The following is a 20,358-nucleotide window of genomic DNA, read 5'->3' as shown; positions in this document are numbered from 1 at the left end:
CATCTTTGCCTGATGAAGATTCCGGGAATTAAAGGTTTTGACGAGGCGGCATTCCAGAAATATTTCAAAAACACCAGCTGGCTAATGTTTGGCAAAATGCTGAGTATGGTGGTTGGTTTTATGATTGCCCGCTATTTAGGACCCGCTTCTTTTGGAGATTTAAGTTTCGCTGATGCCTTAACAGCCATTGTTGCGGCTGTAGGTACTTTAGGCCTCGACAGTTTCATCATCAGGGAAATCATAAAGGAGCCCCATAAAAAGAACGAAATCCTCGGCACCTCCCTGGCAATGCGCATGGGTGTTAATTTAGTGCTCATTCCGATCAGTATTGGGCTATATGTAATTTTTCACCAATTCTCTGAAAAACCGGGAGCCCCACTCACAATGATCGTTGCCCTACTTTCTTTAGCAACATTTTTCAAGTCTTTTAATGTCATCGACTCCTATTTCCAGTCGCAGGTACAAGCTAAATACGTCGTTAAAATTCAAAACATCTCGGTTATCTTGTCTGCTGTAGTAAAACTATTGCTGTTATGGTTCAATATGCCTTTAATTTACTTTGCTGCGGCGATAACTTTTGATGCGTTAATGCTGGCCGTTGGATTGATATGGATGTATCACAAAAGAGGTTTTTATATGCGCCTGTGGACTTTCAATTTCTCCAGGGCAAAGTCTTTATTGAAACTGTCTTTCCCACTGATTCTTTCTGCAGTAATGGTTTCCATTTACATGAAAATAGACCAGGTGATGCTAAAAAGCGTTGGCAGTGCAGAAGTGGGGATTTATAGTGCTGCAGCTAAAATTAGCGAGGCTTGGTATTTTATTCCACTTGCCATTGTAACCTCTGTTTTCCCCGCTATTATCAATGCCCGGCAAACTGATCTGGAAAGATACCAGAAGCGCCTAAAGAATCTTTATGACCTATTAATTTTCATGAGTCTGCCGGTGGCGATAGTTATCAGCTTTTTTGGCAACGAAATTATCCATTTAATTTATGACAACCGTTTTGAAGGTGCTGGCACGATGTTAAGCATTCATATTTGGTCTGGCATTTTTGTTTTTCTAGGGGTGGCCAGTTCTCAATATTTGCTGGCAGAAGGTTATACCAAAATTTCTTTTCAAAGAACAGCTTTTGGTGCAGTTATTAACATTTTATTGAACCTATGGCTTATCCCTCTTTATGGCGGTGTGGGTGCTTCTATCGCAACTTTAATTGCTTGTATAGTTTCTACATTTTATATTTTATTTATAGCTAAAACCAGACAGCAGGGCATAATGATGTTAAAATCCTTATTTTTGATCTCTGCATTACAAAAAATCAAATCACATTGAGCAAACTTAAAGCATTAGCAACCCTTATGGCAAAGCCAAATCGGCTAAACGCCCTCTTATCTTATGGCCATAAAGGCTATCTGGCCAATATTGGATGGTTCAAAGCATTTGATAAGCAGCAAGCTGTAGATGCCAATGGTGATCCCCTACCTTGGGTGACTTACAGTTTTATCGATTTTATCAAAGAAAGGCTGAACAAGGAGCAGCGTATATTTGAATATGGATCAGGCAGTTCTACGCTTTTTTATGCCAAACGCGTTGCCAGAGTGGTATCTGTTGAGCATGATGAAAACTGGTTTAATAAAATTGTAAACACCAAACCTCAAAATGCAGACATGATTTTCACTAAATTGAAAAGAGGTGGTGAATACAGCAAAAAAGCAGTACTGCTAGGCGAGAAATTTGACATCATTATTGTTGATGGCAGAGATCGGGTAAATTGCTGTAAAGAAAGTATCCTTGCCCTTAGTCCGACAGGGGTAATGGTATTAGATGATTCAGAGCGCCCGGAATATAATGAAGCCCGTCTTTTTTTAAAAGAAAATGGCTTTAAGGAATTGTTGTTTAGCGGTATCTCCCCCGGGCTTTTTTATTTAAAAGCAACTTCGGTATTTTACAAAACGGAAAACTGTTTAGGTATCTAAATTTCTTTAATTACATTTCATGCAGAATTTTGCGCCAATAGCCTTGTTTGTGTATAACCGCCCGCAGCATACAGCACGTACAATCAAGTTTCTGATGCAGAATACGCTTGCTACAGAAAGTCGTTTATTCATCTTTTCTGATGCTGCAAAAACAGAAGCCGATGAAGCTAAAGTTGAAGCAGTAAGAGATTTGCTAAAAACGGTTGAAGGCTTTAAATCGGTAGAAATTATCGAACGTGAAACCAATATGGGCCTGGCCGACTCTATTATCAATGGCGTAAGCAGACTGGTTGAAACTTATAAACAAGTTATTGTTTTTGAAGATGACCTGATTACTTCGCCACACACCCTCACTTATTTTAATGAAGCACTATACCTTTACAAAGACAAAGAAAAGGTAATGCATATTGGCGCATATATGTATCCATTAAGAGCTAATCAACTGCCGGAGACCTTCTTTTATCGTGCTGCCACAAGTTGGGGCTGGGCAACATGGGAAAGCGCATGGCAACATTTTGAGCCTAATATTGACAAGTTGCTGTCACAGTTTAACAAACAACAAAGGCATGCTTTCTCTATTGAAAATACAATGAATTTCTGGAAACAAATGCGCGACTTTAAAAAGGGGGTAAATAACTCTTGGGCCATTCGTTGGTATGCTTCCATATTTCTAAAAGGTGGCTTAACCTTAAATCCTTCACAGTCGTTAGTAAACAACATTGGTCACGATGGCACAGGTATCCATTCTGGCATAAACGACATCTATAATGTCATTATTAATCCAAAACCAATCAAACAATTCCCTGTAGAGATTAAGGAAAATGTAGCGGCTTACCATGCCATTAAACATTTCCTGGCCTATAGAAAAGGAAATTTATGGGAGCGCCTGAAGCGTTTTATCAATGAAAAGAGGAAGCTTTAATTTGCCTTTTTTATGGCTTCGACAATGATGTATGGCGACAATTGTTTGGAGTTAAAAGGGAAGACTTTAGTAAACAATTTACCAGCGAGCCATAAACTTTTCTTTAAAGCACGTACAGCTTTAGGCTTTTCTTGTTCATTTTCTAGCCACAGGCTGAAATTGCCAAAATACCGTGACTGCTGAACTTCCAAACCTGCTTTTTCACAAATATTTGCCAAAAGCGCAGGATCCATACAGTCGATATTATGCTTGTCATAATTAGCCTTATCGTACTTTTTCTGAAACCAGCCATTTAAAGCTTTAAAGTTGGGTAAGGTAATAAACAAAGTACCTCCGGGTTTTACAAACGCAATGTGCCGGTTAATGATGTCTGCCGTATCGTGAAAATGTTCAATTAAGCCGCACGACAAAACCAGATCGTATTGTATTTCCAGTGCATATTTAAAAAGGTCAGTCTCCACAATATGGATATCACTTTCCTGCAGGCCATTGACTTCCAACAGTTTGTTTGTGATTGGCCGATGGACAAAATAATCTAACAGCGTAACATCCAATTTGAAATACTTCTTTAAAAAAACAGCATAATAGCCAGGGAAACCACCAAGTTCAATGGCTGTCTGCACTTTATTTTTTACAATAATTTGCTGTAGCTGTTGGTGAAACAAATAATTAGCCGGAATATTGACAGACAAGCCTGTTTTACTTTCCCAATAATTTACCCAAAAAGCTCTGTCGGTTAACTGGTTATCCATTTGCTGTTATTTTATTTTCAATAATTACTATTCGGCACATTTATGTATTTACTGCCAGCCATTTTCATCCGTTTGCACCTACAGTTAATTAAAAATGAAGGATTGCAAATTTCAAAAAATAGTGGGTCAACAGGTATTGCAAAGCACAACAGTGTAATTAATTACAAATTCAAACTGCAGCTTGCGAAAATACACAAAGAGTTTTTAATAAAGATTAGCAATATTATGTAATTTTGAACAATTGGAAGTCATTTGGAGAAAGAATTGAGAATCATACATTTAAACACATACGAAGGTAATGGAGGTGCAGGCAGAGCGTGTATGCGTTTAAACGATGCCCTAAATGCTCATGGTGCAAAATCTGAAGTGATGGTTTACTATCAGTTTAAAGAAAGCAGCAAAACGAAGACCTTCACTAAAACGCGCTTTCAGAAAGCGATAGCGATTTTCAATATCCTTGCAGAACGATATTTGGTTAAAGCTTTTGTAAAAAGGCTAAAAACCCCTTTCTCCCTTCAATGGTTTGGGCGTTCGATATACAAACATCCAGACCTAAAAAATGCCGACATTATACACTTGCATTGGATTAACCATGGTTTTCTCTCCCCAAAAAGCCTTGCAGCGCTAGATGAGCTCGACAAACCAATTGTGTGGACTTTCCACGACAGCAACGCTTTTACAGGTGGTTGTCATGTCCGTTATGCTTGCGAAAACTTCCACCAACAATGTGGATTTTGTCCGCTTTTAAAAGCCAGCGGCAAAGATGATATATCCCATAAAACCTGGTTAAGAAAAATGAAGGCCTATGCACACTTAAATTTTCATATTATAGCCCCAAGTAATTGGATGGCAAGCTCTATCAAGATCAGCAGCTTATTGGGAGCACGGGATGTGAGGGTAATCCCCAATACTATTGAAACCCATATCTTTAAGCCTTATGTAAAAGCAGAAGCAAAAAAGATCCTGAAAATAGCACCAGAAAAATTTGTGCTGATGAGTGGCTTCATGCCTTCAACAAACGACAAACACAAAGGCACGGCTTATTTAATCGAGGCTTTAGTGAAGTTTAGCAAAAGACCTGGTGTGGTTAAAGAAAATGTGGAACTGGTTATTTTCGGAAATAAAGATCAGGCGGAGATGCCTGAATTTCCCTTTAAAACGACTTTTCTAGGCAACATCAATAATGATGAGCATTTAGCCAAATGCTATTCCGCAGCAGATGCCTTTATTACGGCTTCCTTAGAAGACAATTTACCCAACACCGTAATGGAAAGCCTAGCTTGCGCCACGCCTGTTATAGCCTTTAAAACAGGTGGTATTCCAGACATGGTAAAGCATTTGCAAAACGGTTATCTTGCAGCTTATAAATCTGCAGTAGAATTGGCCAACGGCATGGAATGGCTTTACCGGCTGCAAGACAAGGAGGCTATACAAAAAGAAGCCCGCAGAACGATATTAACAGCGTTTTCTCCAGAGGTTATTGCAAAAGAACACCTCAATTTATATAAGTCGCTTCTGGAAGTTCATCCCCGTTAATTTTCTATTCATGAAACCGAAATTAAGCGTTATTACCATAGTCTATAATAATGTCAAAGATATTGAGCGGACCATGCTTTCTGTGCTCCGACAATCTTACCCTACAATAGAATACATCCTAATTGATGGTGCTAGTACAGACGGAACCATGGAAGTGATTAACAAATACCGGGCGAAATTGGCTAAGGTAATTTCAGAACAGGACAAAGGTATTTATGATGCCATGAACAAAGGGCTGCAACACGCTACCGGCGATTATGTGTTATTCATGAATTCTGGCGATGAGATTTACGATCATGATACAGTAGCCGCGGTTTTTAAGACCTCAGAGGGTGCCGATATTTATTACGGCGAAACAGAAATGTATAATGAGAGCTGGGAAAGTTTAGGGCAAAGGCGCCATGCAGCACCAGCTACCTTTAACTGGAAAAGCTTCAAATACGGTATGAATATTAGTCACCAGGCTATTTATATCAAAAGAACCCTTACTGCGCCTTATGATTTACAGTATAAATACAGCGCTGATATCGACTGGATTATTAAAGTGGCCAGAAAGTCTTCAAAAATTGTGAATACCCATCGTTATGTAGCGAAATACCTTGTTGGTGGCGTTTCAAAGAAAAAACATTTAGCGAGTTTGAAAGAACGCTTCCGGATTTTCACTCAATATTATGGTTTAATCCCTAATGTATTGAACCATTTTGTCATTGCACTAAAGCTTAGTAAATATTTCTTAAAACACAGAAGGACCAACGATTAGGGTGAAAATGACAAGGAGGTAAGCGTAGTTTACTTTTGTTACCTTTTTAAAAATATTAGTAACATTTAAACTTCTATTTTTGTTACACTCACCCTTTAAGCGTTGTTTCAAACTGAATATGCTGAATTTCTAGTTGTTGAAGGAGGGACATGATTGAGTAAATACTGGATTCTTCTTTTCTCTGTCATAAATAGTAAGCTTACAATTAATTAGCTGTAAATCAGTAAGTAAACATCCTGATTTACCACAAATGACCAAAATAATCATAAAAAATATTATAACAACCTGAAGTTTAACATTAACTTCGGCAAACTTAAATCAGATTTGATGTCCAACAATTACCTCAATTACATTACCGACAAACATTTATTAAAATGCATCGCTAACCTCCATAATTCTTACCTAAAAGCTAAAGGGAACCTCAGTAAAAAATCCCTATATAAAAACAAAATTGATACGATTAAACTAACTTTCGACAGTAAATTCAATGATATTGATGAAAAAAGTCTAATTGAAACTGAGATTTTAAGGCAAATAGATAAATCAATTAATAATTCATTAGGTACTTTTCATGAAGAAATATTAGGGGGTGTTAACGGATATGAACGTGGTAACTTAAGCGGTTTCGATGTAAAGGCAGCTGACAATACTATGTTCGCAGATATAAAAAATAAACATAATACAATGAACAGCAGTGCTGCTGAGAGTCTTTTTCAAAAATTAGCAACTTACGCAGACACATATAAACAAGCTACTTGCTATTGGGTTCAAATTTTAGCAAAAAATAGCTTTAACACCAAATGGGCTGGAATAATTAATGGAAAAGAATATAGCCATAGTAGAGTACATAAAATATCTGGCGACAAGTTTTATGCACTAATAACCCTCCAAGATGATGCGCTATTACAGCTTTACAAAGTACTTCCTAGGGCAATAGACGATTACCTAAAAACGCTGAATGCATCTAAAGAAGCTTTAGTAAATTCTGCTTTGTCCGAAATTAAAGAAGAAATTTCAAAATCCAACAGAACAATCTTAGATCAAATTACTTTTGAAAATTTCAGCTATTACCGAGGCTTTGATAAATTGTAATTAAGCAATAGTTTCTTTTTGCGAATTAGCTTTATTTAAAAAAGCAATTATAGACAGACCTATTTCTTTGGCCATATTAACTGGAACTGCATTCCCTATTTGTTTATATTGGGCAGATATTGGTCCCGCAAAACTCCATTCATCTGGAAATGTTTGTATCCTTGCATATTCTCTTACAGTAAATGGCCTTGTTTCATCCGGATGACAGCGTTCTGTTTGCTTTTGTGCTGGACTACAAGTAAGAGTCAAAGACGGTTCGTCCCAACTAATCCTTCTCGCCATTCCAGTTTTTCCACCTCCTAAATAAAAGCTTTTTTGCATGTACTCCTTTTGAAGTTCTAAATTTAAATTCCGCCAATAACCACCTGGGGGAATCAAATCTAATATCCTTTTTTTAGAATCCGGATATTTTGTTCCAACTGAAATTGGTACATCGCAAGTAAATAATTCACCTTTTTTTAAAGCATCCCTAAGATTGTAAACTTTTTTATTTGGTTTTGGATATTCAAAACTAATATCAAGATCTTTTCTTATACCAACTAAGATTAACCTTTCTCTTTTCTGTGGCACATTATGATAAATGGCCTTAAGGACCTTTGGATCTAAAACTTTATAGCCAATCTCGTCAAGTATTGCAATCATAGAAGCCAAAGTTCGACCGGAATCATGATTTAAAAGACCTTTTACATTCTCGCCAATACAGATTTTTGGTTTTATTTCATTAACCGTCCGGGCAAATTCATAAAACAAAGTGCCCCGGGCATCCTGGAAACCACACCTTTTACCTGCATAACTAAATGCCTGACAAGGAAAGCCACCAGTAACAACATCGACTTTATTTTCAAATTGTTTAAAACTAATTTCCCGGATATCACCTTCTATAACATTCCAATTTGGCCTGTTTAATCTTAAAGTTTCTGCTGCCCAATGATCAATTTCATTTAAAGCAACACATTTCATACCTGCCTTTTCTAACCCAATAGCCAAACCTCCAGCTCCGGCAAATAACTCTAAAACGGTATAGTTGCCATCTAATTTTAAATTTCCCTCATTTATATCAGGTTCCAAATCTTTTTCCACACCAAAAATATCCAATTGGTTCTTTTTATAATATCTATAGTTGCTCATGGGCTCACGGAAAGCGACAAGCTTTCCGGTATTATCCCATCTGCGTATTGTTTCTTTACTTTTTCCTAATAAATTAGCAACTTCATCTAATGTTAATTTCTCTTCAATAACCATATTACACAACCTTACACATGGTTACTAATATACGTATACCATAATGACATTTATAATACTAATATATTTAGTTTTAAACATTTTATGTATCTATCTATGAATAAAGGCTATAAAATTAAGACGATCAAAGTCCCTCGGTTTAAAGAGGCCAATGGCTTTTATACAACCCCACAAAATAGCAAAGCAATGTCTAAAATTAGAGGTAAAAATACTAAGCCTGAAATAATACTAAGAAAAGCATTCTGGGCAAAAAATTTTAGATATAGAATTCATGTTAAAAACCTTCCAGGCAAACCTGATATAGACGGTGAATTTTGGCATGGTTACAAGTGGGAAGAAAAAAAGCTCAAAATAAAAACGAACATTGGTTTTTAAATCCCAAAGATTGAAAGAAATATTCCACGTTATGCGATTTTGGGAAAATGAGATCAAAAAAGATCCAGATGGCTGTATTCAGAAAACACTTACTTACATAGATTCTACTTCCCACATAAAACAATCCATTTTTTGAATTGTTTTATGTGGGAGACTTTAAATAATCCTACCCTTTAAAAATTAAACCATGGCAAAATTAAGCAATAAAAACATCGCCGTATTAGCAGAAAGCGGCTTTGAGGAAAGCGAACTAACCGCACCCGTTCAAAGATTAAAGGAAGAAGGCGCTACTGTTCATATCATTTCTTCGAAAACTGGCAAAATCCAGGCAATGAAAAACGACCATGACTGGACTATAGAAATTAGCGTCGACAAGTTAATTACAGAAGTTAATGCCACAGATTACCAAGGCTTATTGATACCAGGCGGTGTTTTAAATCCAGATTCTTTAAGGAAAAACAAGGATGCAATAAATTTCGTAAAAGCATTTTTTGAGGCCGGAAAACCTGTTGCATCTATCTGTCATGGCCCACAAGTTCTCATTACAGCAGAAGTGGTTACAGGTCGTAAGTTAACTTCGACAAAAACCATTAAAGTTGATTTGGTAAATGCAGGTGCAAATTGGGTAGATGAAGCGGTGGTGGTTGACCAAGGGTTGGTTACCAGTCGCAGCCCGGCAGACCTTCCTGTTTTTTGTGATAAAATGGTGGAGGAATTTTCGGTAAATAAAAAAACGACAATATAATAAGAACAGGCCGGTCTTGGAATGCCCCCATAAAGTGTCTAACTTTTTGAGGGCATTCCAACATAAAAACGGCCTGTTTAAATAGTTATTATGGATTTGTTGACCAAAGCGAAGCTTCTTTAACAAACACCCTTCGGTTTAATTTCAATTGCGAAACAATCAGTTCTGCAAAATCTTCTGCCTGCATTACCCGATCCGGGTTGCCATCTGTTAGTTTCAAGTCTTTAGCCATATCTGTGGCAACGGTGCTTGGTGTTAAAGTAGTTACCCTAATGTTATGCTTGCGCACTTCCTGCATTAAAGATTCCGACATCCCGATCAAGGCAAATTTCGAAGCACTGTAAGCACTGGTTAAGGCGTTTCCGCTTTTCCCTGCTGTGGAAGAAATATTTACAATATCTCCCATTTTACTTTCAATCATGGCTGGTAAAACTGCTCTGGTAACATAGTAAGGGCCAAATAAATTAACCTTCACAATTTGTTCCCAGCGTGCAGGCTCCAATTCCATAAAAGAACCAAAACTACTGATTCCAGCATTGTTGATTAAGATGTCAATAGAACCTAATTCTGCTTTTACTTTCGCTACAGCAGCATTTACAGCTGCTATATCAGCAACATCAGCGGTAGCCACAACAGTTTTTACCTGATAGGCTTTCAGCTCTTCAGCCACGATTTGCAAGTCGGCCGCCGTTCTGGCTACTAAACCCACATTTACACCTTCCTGAGCCAATGCAATTGCCAAAGCACGACCTATTCCTTTACCTGCACCAGTAATCAGTGCATTTTTTCCTTGTAATGATTCCATCGTATAAAGTATTTTATACCTTCAAATTTAGGAAAGATTATAATCAATTGAGGCTTTTGAGGTGAAGTTGACACTTGTTTAACTAGTAAAGTTAACGTTTGCATGAATGCAACTTCGCCCCTGAAGCGCACCTCCTTCGGAGCTGGTAGGGACCTTGTTGCGGAAATGCGCAAGGAAGGCGGCAGGAGGCCCCTACCAGCGCCAGCTCAGGTAGTTTATAAAGTTAATTGAAGAAACTATATGAGGTAACGGTTAACTGGCAGGCAGTTTATTGGAGCTCTGCAACAGTCACCACCGTTTTTTGATAATTTAAGTAAATTAAAATACGGAAATTGAAAGATGCAACGGAATTACGCTCCGTAATTTTTAATTGCTGGTAATAACCGGACTGATGATGTTCTGGTTTGCAATATTTGAACTAATTTATAACCATGATTGTATTCCAGCAGATATTAGGAGAACTCCTTTAACCAGCTAAAATTCTTTTCAAGAACCTCTTCTTTATGTTGTTTAACGTAGTTGAGATACGCTTGTGCAACGGGAGATAGCTTTTTGTTTTTTAACCAAATCAATCTCCAGGTGGATTCTACTGGGAGGCCTGAAACAGGAATGATTTGCAATTCCTTATTCAACAACTCGGTATGAGCACCTATTAGGGGCATTACAGAGTAACCCAAACCGGCAATAACAGCTTGTTTCACGGCTTCATTGGAAGTTAGTTCCATTTTCTTTCTAACTTTAACCTTGCTTTTTTCAAAAAAGCTTTCCATCACAAAGCGCGTTCCAGAGCCGGATTCCCGATAGATTAAGGGAATATCATTCAAAATGGACTTTGGATAAGTCGTTTTATGGAACTTTTCATCGAGATTTCCGATCAGGTACAGTCGATTTTCTAAAAGCACTTCTTCTTCAACATTCATTTTATCTGGGAGTACCGAAACCAACGCGAAATCTACCTCATTATTTCCCAGGCTTTCCAAGACTTTTGATTTGTTGGTCACGTCCATAGTTAACTCAACGTTGTGGTTTATCTTAAGGAAGTCCGAGAGAAAATAAGGCATAATATATTTTCCTGTAGACACTATGGTGAGCCTTAAGCGCCCGGATAAAATGCCTTTATAATGAGAGGTTTTATAGTTGATGGCGTTTACCTCGTCAATTATCCGCTGAGCCATCGCTGCTATCTCATGTCCGAAGTCAGTAATGTAAACCTGTTTTCCAACAACTTCTGTAAGGGGGATGTCGAACTGGTCCTGGAAGTTTTTGAACTGAATGGAAACTGCGGGTTGAGTTAAAAAAAGCTTGTTGGCCGCTTTGGTTATGCTTTTCATCTCTACAATCTTGAGAAATACCTGTAACTGATGAAGGGTGTAGTTCATAAAAAATGCTTATGGTTTGCATAGCAAATATAAATGATAATATATGAATTATCTGCTATAAGTTTGTATGGCTTTAACGAAGATGAAATTATGAAAAAAATTACAGTTGCTAAAGGCGACGGCATCGGGCTCGAGAATCTTTATTATATCGATGGAAAAGCAGGATTTTCTCTTGGACAAGGGCAGTAGCAGCAAAATATCTTTTAATAACGAAAGTAAATTTTAAAATATGATAGACAGTAACAAAACATTCACGCTTATTGAAGGGAAATTCGATCCTACGGCCGCAACAACCCTAATATCAACGTTATTCGGTACAAAGATCGAATACCATAATCGAAATATTCTCAGGGCACAAGAGTGGGACGGATCTCAGCTTCCACACGAAGTTGACAGGGTAAATGAGCTAAGTAATTCCCGTGAGGCATTTCAAGAAAAAATGAAGGAAGCGCTGAAACAGGGATGTCAGGTCGAAATAAGCAGCGTCATTTCAGTCAGGTTTATCAAGGAAGGAATTTAGTTTTTAGCGATGAAAATCCATAATTTTTATTCAGTTAAGGAAGTTTTACTTGCCACCATGCATGGTAAAGAGCAGGCAATCGCTCCTTGGTTTAAAACGGAACTAAATATTAATTTAAAAGTTGCCGATAACTTGAATACGGATCAGTTCGGTACTTTCAGCGGCGAGATTGAACGCTTACCTAGTCCTGAGGAAACAGCAAGGTTGAAAATTGAAGAAGTGTTCAGACAAAATCCTAAATGTAGAGCGGCTATTTCCAGTGAAGGGTCTTTTTTTCCTAATCCAGAGTTCATGTTAGCTACGTTAAATGAGGAGCTATTGCTTTTCGTAGACCGGGAGACTGGTGTAGAAGTGATGGAAAATATTATTCTACGCACACGAATATGGCAAAGTCGGAGGTTTCTTCTTTTGCAGAGGTATTAGAATTTGCAGGACGAGCGGGCTTTCCCGCACACGGACTAATTCTAAAAGTAGATCAGGGAACAGGTATCGAAGAGGCTTGGAAAGGGATCACCTCCATAAAAGTATTGGAACAGGCTTTTTATCAATTTATGTTAAAATCACAATCAGGGATTGTATCAATAGAAACTGATATGAGGGCCTGCTTTAATCCAATACGAATGGAAAAAATTGGCATTGCTGCACGAGGTCTGGCATTGCGTCTAAAAACCGTCTGCCCGGCCTGTAACTATCCCGGGTTCGGAATTACTGAATTCAGAAAAGGTTTGCCCTGCGAAGCCTGTAACACTCCTACACGACTGATTGTTAGCCATTTATATCAATGTAAAAGTTGCGAATATAGCAAGGAAGAAAAGTTTCCGGATGGTAAAACAGCTGCGTATGCCGGTTATTGTTACAACTGTAATCCATAAACTAAACTTAATGAACAAAAAATAGAAGTATTCACTTTGAAAGGTTCCTCTTTGGTATGGCTTGGAATTAAAGAGGAACTTCGCTGAAGACCATAGATTGATACGGTTGAAGCGCTCACACTATTACAGCAGCGTCAAATACAACTGTAGCAGGTACGGTTAGAGCTGCAAAATTCTTTATACGCAGTAAGTTCTTTTTTATGGCTACCAGATATTCGGCCCGTTGAACTACAGAAATTAAGTATAGTCTCTCAGCAAGCAGCCGTCATATTGCCACTAAATTGTCGAATTGATTGGCAATCCACTTATCGCTTCCCTAAACAATAACAAGTAAGTATAAAAATATGAAGAAAATTGAAATACAAATCTATTCAGGTCTGATATCAATGTTGATATTTTTGGTGATTTCTGTCTATACAAATAATCATGCTAGTAATCATTTTTTTGCTGCACTAGCCATAATTGCAGGAGTCTATAACTATCGCCTTTTATCTAAAAAAGATAGAATTTCAAAAGAAACCCATGCCAATTTAAGACCAGTTGGTAGGATTTTGCACCGTCGGAAAAACAGGATTAGAGTGGCCAGAAAAACATTAAGTTATGGAAATGTCTGCGAATATTAAAAAAGCGAAAGACGCTTTGATAAAAAATAAATTAATTGCCATTCCCACAGAAACAGTATATGGATTGGCAGGTAATGCTTTTAGCGAAACTGCAATAAAAAAAATATTCGCTTTAAAAAAGAGACCTGAGTATAATCCCTTTATTGTTCATATTAAATCCTTCACTTATTTAAATGAAATTGCAAAAGATATTCCGCCTGATGCATTAAAATTAGCAGAATATTTTTGGCCAGGTCCGCTAACTTTAGTATTAAAAAAGCGGGATTGTATACCTGATAGTGTAACCGCAGGTAGTGATACCGTTGCGGTAAGAGTTCCTAATCATTTATTAACGCTCGAATTATTAGCACAACTTGATTTTCCTTTGGTGGCACCAAGTGCAAATCCATTCGGCTCAATAAGTCCTACTTCTGCACAACATGTTCAGAATTATTTTAATACAGAAATTGAAGTTATTATGGACGGTGGTTGCTGTGAAAGAGGAATAGAATCCACCATCATCGGATTTGAAGACAATCAACCTATTTTATATCGGCACGGTGCCTTGTCAATAGAAGAAATTGAAAAAGTAATCGGTCCAGTAGCCCTCCAGACTAATAGCGAAAGCAAGCCTAATGCGCCTGGCATGCTTTCTCGTCATTATGCCCCTATTACAGCTCTCTTTGTAACTACCAATATAAACCAAACGGTCAAATTATTTAGAGGCCAAAAAATTGGCCTTCTTGTGTTTAAAGATAGTCTCATCAATGATGGCATACTCGATAAAGAAATATTGTCAGCAAGTGGAGATTTTTTGGAGGCTGCAAGCAACTTATTTGGTGCAATGCATCGTCTAGATAAACTAAATTTGGACGTAATTATTGCTGAGAAATTTCCAGATAAGGATTTGGGTAAAACAATTAATGACCGGCTTGAAAGGGCATCAAAAAGAAAATAGATGAAAACGGTTATTCGAAATGCAGCGTTGGTAAATGAAGGAAAAGTTGTAGTTAGTGATATCCTCTTGTCCAACGAAAGAATTGAAAAGATCCAGTCTATTGTAACCCTGCCTGGCAAATCTTTATACAATGAAATTATAGCTGACGGACTTTATATCTTACCAGGCATTATTGATGATCAGGTACATTTCCGGGAACCGGGGCTAACGCATAAAGGAACTATTTTCTCTGAATCCAAAGCAGCAGTGGCAGGCGGGATTACGTCATATATGGATATGCCGAATACAATGCCCAATGCACTTACACAGCAATTGTTAGAAGAAAAATATGCCATAGCATCCGAAAGTTCATTTGCTAATTATTCATTTTTTATGGGTATAAATAAGGATAATCTGGAGGAGGCTTTGAAAACTGACAACGAAAAGGTTTGTGGAATAACAGATGACGGTCTTTACTTCAATAATGAAGAAGGAATATTGGCCAATTACCCAGAATTCCTAGAGAAACTTTTTTCGAGAACTAACTCATTGGTTGCGCTACACAGTGAGAATGACACCATAATCCGACAGAATACCGAAAAGTACCGAAAAATCTACCAGGAGAATATTCCTTTTAAATTTCATCCACTAATAAGAAACGAAGAGGCATGCCTTAGCGCAACTAAGCGTGTGCTGGAAATAGCCAAAAAATGGAATAACCGCCTTCACTTACTTCATATCTCCACGGCTGCAGAGGCAAATCTATTTGATAATCAGTTGCCTGTTGGCGAAAAACGCATTACAGCTGAGGCTTGTATCCACCATTTATGGTTTTCAGACAGAGATTATGATATGATGGGAGCGAAAATAAAATGGAACCCTTCTGTCAAATCTGAGAACGATAAAAACGGACTTTTATCTGCCTTATTAGCGGGTAGGCTGGATATTATAGCTACCGATCACGCACCTCATACCCTACAAGAAAAAGAAGGAAATTATTTCACCGCGCTGTCAGGCGGCCCATTGGTCCAACATGCGTTACCCACCGTCCTCGAACTTTATCACCAAGGTAAGGTAAGTCTAGAAACCATCGTCGAGAAAATGTGTCACAATGTCGCAAATATTTATAGGATTAAAGAACGTGGATTTATCAGAGAAGGGTATTACGCAGATTTGGTACTGGTTGATAACGATAGACCCTGGGTAGTAAATTCTAATAATATACTTTACAAATGCAAATGGTCACCGTTTGAAAACCAGTGTTTTAAAAGCCAGGTTGTAAAAACATTTGTTAATGGAGTATTGGTATATGACCAGGGATTATTTAATGAAACCAGAAAAGGGAAGAGACTCCTCTTTTCAAAAATTAGGTAGCTACACCTATTGATTTAAATTTTATTTAAAGAATTATATCATTAATATAATTTATGTATATCATAGAATATATATATATAAATATATGGTAAAAACTGCTGAAGTTTGCAGTCGATATAACATTAATATAAATTAAATCAGTTAATGAAAACAAGCGAAAATCATTTATCGAAATTTATAAATTGCTGTCTATGGATTGTGTTTCTTGCGAACATCAGTTATTTGATATTAAAATCTAACCAGATTAATTGGAATGTTTCTGGAATTTTCCACATCAGCGGTTTTACCATATTGATATGGAGCGTCGTAAGCTTTCTCACTGCGCTAATCAATAGTTATAGTCAAACCTATCTTCATGGGTTTAAATTTCACGCCCGTTTTACTCAGTTAACCCTGGGTTTTACAATTTCAGTCATGTTATTCGTAGCGAGCGAAAATATCGGACTATTCATTCTATCCTGGTTCTCGATGGGTTATTTTATGGCTAAACTGATTGGAACAGATAAGGATTGGGCGGAAGCTCAAGAGGCATCGAAGTTTACGCTCAAATATTTTGCTGCAGGAACATTTTGTTTAGCGCTAGGCATCTTAATATTGGCCTACAACTGTAAATGTTTCAGCCTAAGCGAAATAATGGCAGGTCTAGGAACTTTGTCTCCATCAGTATTGTTAGTCTCTGCTTGCCTAATCATACTTGCAGCGATTGTACAGTCGGCGATTTATCCTTTTCACCGTTGGTTACTCTCTGCGATGACGGCCCCAACTCCTGCATCAGCCTTAATGCACGCTGGCTTTGTCAACGCTGCCGGTATCCTGCTCACATTGTTCTCGACGCTTTTTTTCGCAACGGGAACGCTTACCATTCTGTTTATTATTGGTGGGATTACAGCCATAATTGCTCAGTTTACTAAGCTGCTACAGGTAACCGTTAAGCAGAAACTGGCTTGCTCTACAATTGCTCAAATGGGATTTATGATCATGCAGTGTGGACTGGGATTCTTCAACGCAGCCGTAGTCCACTTGATTCTACACGGCTTTTATAAAGCCTATTTATTCCTTTCCTCTGGTGAAAGTGTTGAAGCCTCTGCTCCAGAAAAGCCAGCTTTTTTACAGATAAAGCCATTACAGGCAATAACCGTAGTCGTGATGGGACTATTGGGAGCGCTACTTTTTACCACTCTTACCGGTAAAGGAACTTCAGTTAACAGTAGCATTTTTTTAACCCTCATCGTGGCAATTACTGTTGGTCAGGCCACATATAATATTGTGAAACAGAAGAGTATGACCACCTTTCAAAAGTTGTTTTTACCTATAGTATTGTTCTTTTCCGGTATAGTTAGTTACGCCTTAATATACAATGGTGTAACCAAAGTGATGAAAGGAATGCCTAATGTGGAAGTGCCATCTTCACTTTCTTTCCTAGAAATTTCCTTCGGTATAGTCTTCCTCCTTAGCTTTTTTATCATGAAGCTGGGTGTCTATCGAAAAGTACCATTTGTATATGTAATGCTTTTAAACGTATCTCAACCATTTAAAAAAACCGTCTTAATGTTTAATAAAAAATCTATATGATCATTCAAAATTTTACTACTAAAATTGAAGAGGCTTCCGCTATAGTAGGCAAAACCTGGCCGTTGTATGCCTTTGTAACCTCCAATCCGTTATCTGGTATTGAGGGAGTGTCTTTCGAAGATGCCACCCAACAGGCAAATAAGTTTATGGGTTGTTCGGCCTTACCCAAAGCATATCTATTTCGCCAGGCATGGGATTCCGATAAAATTGATAAAAGCATAGTTCAAGATCTTTTGAATAAAGCCGATTTCTGCCAAAAGCCTGAATTTTATCTGGCAGAAATGGAGGCTGCAAAAACGTTTACTACTGAAAATGCCAACCACCAACTAGACCGGATTGTTGCGAAATGGCTTGGCGTTTTTCTAGATGAGGGAATGGCAGAATGGGAGATGCCCGGCAGATCAAAAGGGTTTTATAGAGCCTGGAGAGAATTAGCGAAGTATGATCAGGAGATTGAAAATACCTCGACCGGACAACTACCGGCAACGGCTGCTGAGATGCTGACCATACTCATGAGTGAATTTAATGAGCAGGAACAGGTGGATGTTTTTAAGCAGCATATTGCCGCACTTCCCGGTTGGACAGGATATATAAAGTATCGACTGGCTGAAAATTCAGCCTGGCAGCAAAAATATCCGATCAATTTAGAAGAATACCTCGCTGTTCGTTTATGGCTTGCGAAACAGCTTTATGGTAAAGTTGTTAGTAGAAATCCTGCTTCCGAACTTAGATCTAAGTTTACTGAAGTACAGCATATCTGGCTTAGAGCATGGGAAAAAACATTCCAAATTGAGCTAGGATCCAGGTTGCAGTCCAATTTAGTCGATGCAGGAGTACAATCTAGAAATGAGCCAGATTCTCTTGTCCAAATGGTATTTTGCATTGATACCAGATCAGAGTTGATAAGAAGACATATAGAGAAGAAAAACAAATATGAAACCTTTGGCTACGCAGGTTTTTTTGGAATAGCTACAGATTATACCGAGGTAAGTACTGGATTAGTACGTAAGTCATGTCCGCCCATCGTTGCCTCTGCATACACCATTTCAGAAACCGCTCAGACTGGTAAGGAAAAGGAATTCAGCGATTTTCTACAAAAAACTAACTTCTCAAAATTCTCGACATTCCTGTCTAGTCGTATGAAGAATATGCTCCCGTCTGCATTCGGTTATGTGGAAGGTGCAGGTCTCCTCTACGGTTTTAAAATGTTTGGGAGAACTCTTTTTCCAGCGGAATATCATCAAATTTCTGGTAGTTATAAAGTTGCGCACGAACAGATTTGCGAAACCGAAATTAATCCAAACGACTCCGCTCCTAATCAAGTTGCAGGGATTTCGATAAAAGAGAAAGTTGCTATTGTGAAATCAGCCTTTGACCTTCTTGGATGGCATAAGTTTGCACCACTAGTTGTTTTTGCTGGCCATGCAAGTCACTCTGCAAATAACCCCTTTGGTTCAAGCTTGGATTGTGGGGCCTGTGCGGCAAGTCCCGGTCGTCACAATGCGAGAATGCTGGCCAAACTGGCCAACTTACCGGAAGTTAACATTGCCCTACGCAAAGATTTCAATATCAACATCCCCGACAATACTTTCTTTATTGGTGCAGAACACAATACGACCACTGATGAGATCATCCTTTTTGACGCTGAAGCTCCAGTTTCACATCTCAAAGCCATAAAAGCGTTGAAAAGCGACTTAGCAGCCGTACAGCAGGCTGCGATCTCAGAAAGGCTAGAGCTAAAAAGTCATGGCGTCAAGAACGCCATCAAAAAGGCCTCAAACTGGGCAGAAACAAGACCCGAGTGGGGCTTAGCAAAGAATGCCGGTTTTATAATTGCACCACGTAGTATCACTAAACATATTGATTTAGAGAGCAGATGTTTTCTACATTCCTACGACTGGAAATTAGATGCGGAAGGAAAATTTCTGGAAAGCATTATGCAAGGCCCAATGGTGGTCACACAATGGATAAACAACCATTACTACTTTTCGACGGTTGACAATGACAGGTTCGGTGGCGGGTCCAAAATCACACACAATGTAACCGGTAAATTTGGTGTCGTTCAGGGAAATGGAGGGGATTTGAAAAGAGGTCTTCCACTCCAATCAGTTAATCGTGCAGATGAAGAAATGTTTCATCAACCCCTGAGATTGTCAGTTTTCATTGAGGCCCCTTTAAAAAGAGTATCGGAAATTTTGGAACGAAATAGTCAGTTGAAATCCTTACTGGATAACAATTGGATTTACCTTATGATCATAGATCCAATGGAAAACAATCAAATGAGTATTTATCAAAACAATGGAAGCTGGTCTTTGAGATAATGTGCCAAACATGAAAGACCTTCATTGAGACTAATTTTATTGATTATCTTATATGAAAAAATCGCTTAAATATGCACGAATCCGCTCTCCGCTCATTTTCAGGATAATCACTTTCCTTCAACAAAAGCTTTATAAATTATAATTTCATTAACAGGAAGTTTGTCTTTGCCATTCATGATCAAGGTTAAAACAAGTTTGGTTTTAGGAACCAATTGTCACTCATCGGAATCCTCAACCCAATTATCAAAGGATGGGCAAACTACCACCGGTCAATTGTAGCTAAATCCACGTTCGATAAAGTTGACCATGAAATCTGGTTAAAACTTTGGAGTTGGGCAAAAAGAAGGCATCCTAAAAAAGGAAGTAGATGGACTCTTAGGAAATACTTTACTACAAAGAAACTTAGGAGTTATCGTTTTAGTGTTAATGATAAGAGTAAAAAGGCCATTGTGGAACGTTCCTTAATTAAAAGCTCAGATACATCTATCATTCGCCACATTAAGATCAGAGGTGAGGCAAACGTATTTTCTAAACAGTATGATGAATACTTTGAAGTAAGACGCTCTGCAAAACTAA

General features: G+C 38.1%; 22 protein-coding genes. 18 read left to right on the top strand and 4 right to left on the bottom strand.

Annotated elements, in window-relative coordinates; genetic code table 11:
• Positions 1-12: 12 nt before the first annotated feature.
• From AAKU52_RS03010 to AAKU52_RS03000, 3 genes are read left to right on the top strand one after another with little or no spacing between them, the layout of a single operon-like run.
• Positions 13-1,332 (top strand): flippase, encoded by a 1,320-nt coding sequence (locus AAKU52_RS03010; RefSeq protein WP_354330081.1) that lies wholly within the window; start codon positions 13-15, stop codon positions 1,330-1,332.
• A gap of 26 nt (positions 1,333-1,358) precedes the next feature.
• Positions 1,359-1,976 (top strand): FkbM family methyltransferase, encoded by a 618-nt coding sequence (locus AAKU52_RS03005; RefSeq protein ID WP_354330079.1) that lies wholly within the window; start codon positions 1,359-1,361, stop codon positions 1,974-1,976.
• A gap of 19 nt (positions 1,977-1,995) precedes the next feature.
• Positions 1,996-2,898: a glycosyltransferase family protein gene (locus AAKU52_RS03000; protein WP_354330077.1), complete on the top strand. Its 903-nt coding sequence runs from the start codon at positions 1,996-1,998 to the stop codon at positions 2,896-2,898.
• On the opposite strand, the gene AAKU52_RS02995 is transcribed toward AAKU52_RS03000, so the two are convergent.
• Entirely contained in the window at positions 2,895-3,650 is a 756-nt protein-coding gene (locus AAKU52_RS02995; protein WP_354330075.1) for a class I SAM-dependent methyltransferase, read from the bottom strand. The two genes, AAKU52_RS03000 and AAKU52_RS02995, sit on opposite strands and share 4 nt — an antisense overlap.
• Before the next feature lie 264 nt (positions 3,651-3,914).
• On the opposite strand from AAKU52_RS02995, the gene AAKU52_RS02990 reads away from it, so the two are divergent.
• The 3 genes from AAKU52_RS02990 to AAKU52_RS02980 all read left to right on the top strand — a co-directional run bounded on the left by AAKU52_RS02990 (position 3,915) and on the right by AAKU52_RS02980 (position 7,038).
• Positions 3,915-5,186 (top strand): glycosyltransferase, encoded by a 1,272-nt coding sequence (locus AAKU52_RS02990; protein ID WP_354330073.1) that lies wholly within the window; start codon positions 3,915-3,917, stop codon positions 5,184-5,186.
• Between the two features lie 10 nt (positions 5,187-5,196).
• Positions 5,197-5,946, top strand: a complete 750-nt coding sequence (locus AAKU52_RS02985; protein ID WP_354330071.1) for a glycosyltransferase family 2 protein — start codon at positions 5,197-5,199, stop codon at positions 5,944-5,946.
• Positions 5,947-6,273: 327 nt separating this feature from the next.
• On the top strand, positions 6,274-7,038 hold the full coding sequence (locus AAKU52_RS02980) for an Eco47II family restriction endonuclease (protein WP_354330070.1): 765 nt from the start codon (positions 6,274-6,276) through the stop codon (positions 7,036-7,038).
• Here the strand turns inward: AAKU52_RS02980 and AAKU52_RS02975 are convergent, their stop codons facing one another.
• Complete coding sequence (locus AAKU52_RS02975) at positions 7,039-8,280, bottom strand: DNA cytosine methyltransferase (protein WP_354330069.1); 1,242 nt, start codon at positions 8,278-8,280, stop codon at positions 7,039-7,041. It lies immediately after the preceding gene.
• 96 nt (positions 8,281-8,376) lie between these two features.
• Between AAKU52_RS02975 and AAKU52_RS02970 the strand changes: the two genes are divergently transcribed.
• Entirely contained in the window at positions 8,377-8,655 is a 279-nt protein-coding gene (locus AAKU52_RS02970) for a hypothetical protein (protein WP_354330067.1), read from the top strand.
• Between the two features lie 187 nt (positions 8,656-8,842).
• Entirely contained in the window at positions 8,843-9,400 is a 558-nt protein-coding gene (locus tag AAKU52_RS02965; protein ID WP_354330066.1) for a type 1 glutamine amidotransferase domain-containing protein, read from the top strand.
• A gap of 88 nt (positions 9,401-9,488) precedes the next feature.
• On the opposite strand, the gene AAKU52_RS02960 is transcribed toward AAKU52_RS02965, so the two are convergent.
• Together AAKU52_RS02960 and AAKU52_RS02955 are read right to left on the bottom strand one after the other, a co-directional pair.
• Positions 9,489-10,205 (bottom strand): 3-ketoacyl-ACP reductase, encoded by a 717-nt coding sequence (locus AAKU52_RS02960; protein ID WP_354330064.1) that lies wholly within the window; start codon positions 10,203-10,205, stop codon positions 9,489-9,491.
• 452 nt (positions 10,206-10,657) lie between these two features.
• The gene (locus AAKU52_RS02955; protein WP_354330062.1) at positions 10,658-11,584 is read right to left on the bottom strand and encodes a LysR family transcriptional regulator; all 927 of its coding nucleotides are present in this window, start codon (positions 11,582-11,584) and stop codon (positions 10,658-10,660) included.
• Between the two features lie 33 nt (positions 11,585-11,617).
• Between AAKU52_RS02955 and AAKU52_RS02950 the strand changes: the two genes are divergently transcribed.
• The 10 genes from AAKU52_RS02950 to AAKU52_RS02910 all read left to right on the top strand — a co-directional run.
• Positions 11,618-11,773 (top strand): hypothetical protein, encoded by a 156-nt coding sequence (locus AAKU52_RS02950; RefSeq protein ID WP_354330061.1) that lies wholly within the window; start codon positions 11,618-11,620, stop codon positions 11,771-11,773.
• 40 nt (positions 11,774-11,813) lie between these two features.
• Entirely contained in the window at positions 11,814-12,104 is a 291-nt protein-coding gene (locus tag AAKU52_RS02945; RefSeq protein WP_354330059.1) for a hypothetical protein, read from the top strand.
• A 9-nt stretch (positions 12,105-12,113) separates the two neighbouring features.
• Positions 12,114-12,527, top strand: a complete 414-nt coding sequence (locus AAKU52_RS17515) for a hypothetical protein (protein ID WP_502931012.1) — start codon at positions 12,114-12,116, stop codon at positions 12,525-12,527.
• Positions 12,488-12,976 carry a DUF6671 family protein gene (locus AAKU52_RS17510; protein ID WP_502931011.1) on the top strand — a complete coding sequence of 163 codons (489 nt, stop codon included), beginning with the start codon at positions 12,488-12,490 and terminating at the stop codon, positions 12,974-12,976. Before AAKU52_RS17515 ends, AAKU52_RS17510 begins: the two co-directional genes overlap by 40 nt.
• 344 nt (positions 12,977-13,320) lie before the next feature.
• The gene (locus AAKU52_RS02935; RefSeq protein WP_354330058.1) at positions 13,321-13,599 is read left to right on the top strand and encodes a hypothetical protein; all 279 of its coding nucleotides are present in this window, start codon (positions 13,321-13,323) and stop codon (positions 13,597-13,599) included.
• A 16-nt stretch (positions 13,600-13,615) separates the two neighbouring features.
• The gene (locus AAKU52_RS02930) at positions 13,616-14,536 is read left to right on the top strand and encodes an L-threonylcarbamoyladenylate synthase (protein WP_354330057.1); all 921 of its coding nucleotides are present in this window, start codon (positions 13,616-13,618) and stop codon (positions 14,534-14,536) included.
• Complete coding sequence (locus tag AAKU52_RS02925; RefSeq protein WP_354330055.1) at positions 14,537-15,889, top strand: dihydroorotase; 1,353 nt, start codon at positions 14,537-14,539, stop codon at positions 15,887-15,889. It abuts the gene before it with no gap.
• A gap of 144 nt (positions 15,890-16,033) precedes the next feature.
• Positions 16,034-17,461, top strand: a complete 1,428-nt coding sequence (locus AAKU52_RS02920; protein ID WP_354330053.1) for a proton-conducting transporter transmembrane domain-containing protein — start codon at positions 16,034-16,036, stop codon at positions 17,459-17,461.
• Positions 17,458-19,782: a DUF2309 domain-containing protein gene (locus AAKU52_RS02915; protein WP_354330051.1), complete on the top strand. Its 2,325-nt coding sequence runs from the start codon at positions 17,458-17,460 to the stop codon at positions 19,780-19,782. Before AAKU52_RS02920 ends, AAKU52_RS02915 begins: the two co-directional genes overlap by 4 nt.
• Before the next feature lie 212 nt (positions 19,783-19,994).
• On the top strand, positions 19,995-20,358 hold a 364-nt coding region (locus tag AAKU52_RS02910; RefSeq protein WP_354330049.1), incomplete at its 3' end, for a group II intron maturase-specific domain-containing protein.

Source organism: Pedobacter sp. CG_S7 (genome assembly GCF_040544395.1).
GTDB lineage: Bacteria > Bacteroidota > Bacteroidia > Sphingobacteriales > Sphingobacteriaceae > Pedobacter.
This window is presented reverse-complemented; position numbering and strand designations above follow the sequence as displayed.

Coding starts and splice junctions, on each gene's coding strand:
- AAKU52_RS02915 (WP_354330051.1), top strand. CDS start 17,458: ATGATCATTCAAAATTTTACTACTAAAATTGAAGAGGCTTCCGCTATA.
- AAKU52_RS02985 (WP_354330071.1), top strand. CDS start 5,197: ATGAAACCGAAATTAAGCGTTATTACCATAGTCTATAATAATGTCAAA.
- AAKU52_RS03000 (WP_354330077.1), top strand. CDS start 1,996: ATGCAGAATTTTGCGCCAATAGCCTTGTTTGTGTATAACCGCCCGCAG.
- AAKU52_RS02960 (WP_354330064.1), bottom strand. CDS start 10,205: ATGGAATCATTACAAGGAAAAAATGCACTGATTACTGGTGCAGGTAAA.
- AAKU52_RS02955 (WP_354330062.1), bottom strand. CDS start 11,584: ATGAACTACACCCTTCATCAGTTACAGGTATTTCTCAAGATTGTAGAG.
- AAKU52_RS02945 (WP_354330059.1), top strand. CDS start 11,814: ATGATAGACAGTAACAAAACATTCACGCTTATTGAAGGGAAATTCGAT.
- AAKU52_RS02965 (WP_354330066.1), top strand. CDS start 8,843: ATGGCAAAATTAAGCAATAAAAACATCGCCGTATTAGCAGAAAGCGGC.
- AAKU52_RS02970 (WP_354330067.1), top strand. CDS start 8,377: ATGAATAAAGGCTATAAAATTAAGACGATCAAAGTCCCTCGGTTTAAA.
- AAKU52_RS03010 (WP_354330081.1), top strand. CDS start 13: ATGAAGATTCCGGGAATTAAAGGTTTTGACGAGGCGGCATTCCAGAAA.
- AAKU52_RS02920 (WP_354330053.1), top strand. CDS start 16,034: ATGAAAACAAGCGAAAATCATTTATCGAAATTTATAAATTGCTGTCTA.
- AAKU52_RS17510 (WP_502931011.1), top strand. CDS start 12,488: ATGGCAAAGTCGGAGGTTTCTTCTTTTGCAGAGGTATTAGAATTTGCA.
- AAKU52_RS17515 (WP_502931012.1), top strand. CDS start 12,114: ATGAAAATCCATAATTTTTATTCAGTTAAGGAAGTTTTACTTGCCACC.
- AAKU52_RS02980 (WP_354330070.1), top strand. CDS start 6,274: ATGTCCAACAATTACCTCAATTACATTACCGACAAACATTTATTAAAA.
- AAKU52_RS02995 (WP_354330075.1), bottom strand. CDS start 3,650: ATGGATAACCAGTTAACCGACAGAGCTTTTTGGGTAAATTATTGGGAA.
- AAKU52_RS03005 (WP_354330079.1), top strand. CDS start 1,359: ATGGCAAAGCCAAATCGGCTAAACGCCCTCTTATCTTATGGCCATAAA.
- AAKU52_RS02950 (WP_354330061.1), top strand. CDS start 11,618: ATGATAATATATGAATTATCTGCTATAAGTTTGTATGGCTTTAACGAA.
- AAKU52_RS02975 (WP_354330069.1), bottom strand. CDS start 8,280: ATGGTTATTGAAGAGAAATTAACATTAGATGAAGTTGCTAATTTATTA.
- AAKU52_RS02935 (WP_354330058.1), top strand. CDS start 13,321: ATGAAGAAAATTGAAATACAAATCTATTCAGGTCTGATATCAATGTTG.
- AAKU52_RS02925 (WP_354330055.1), top strand. CDS start 14,537: ATGAAAACGGTTATTCGAAATGCAGCGTTGGTAAATGAAGGAAAAGTT.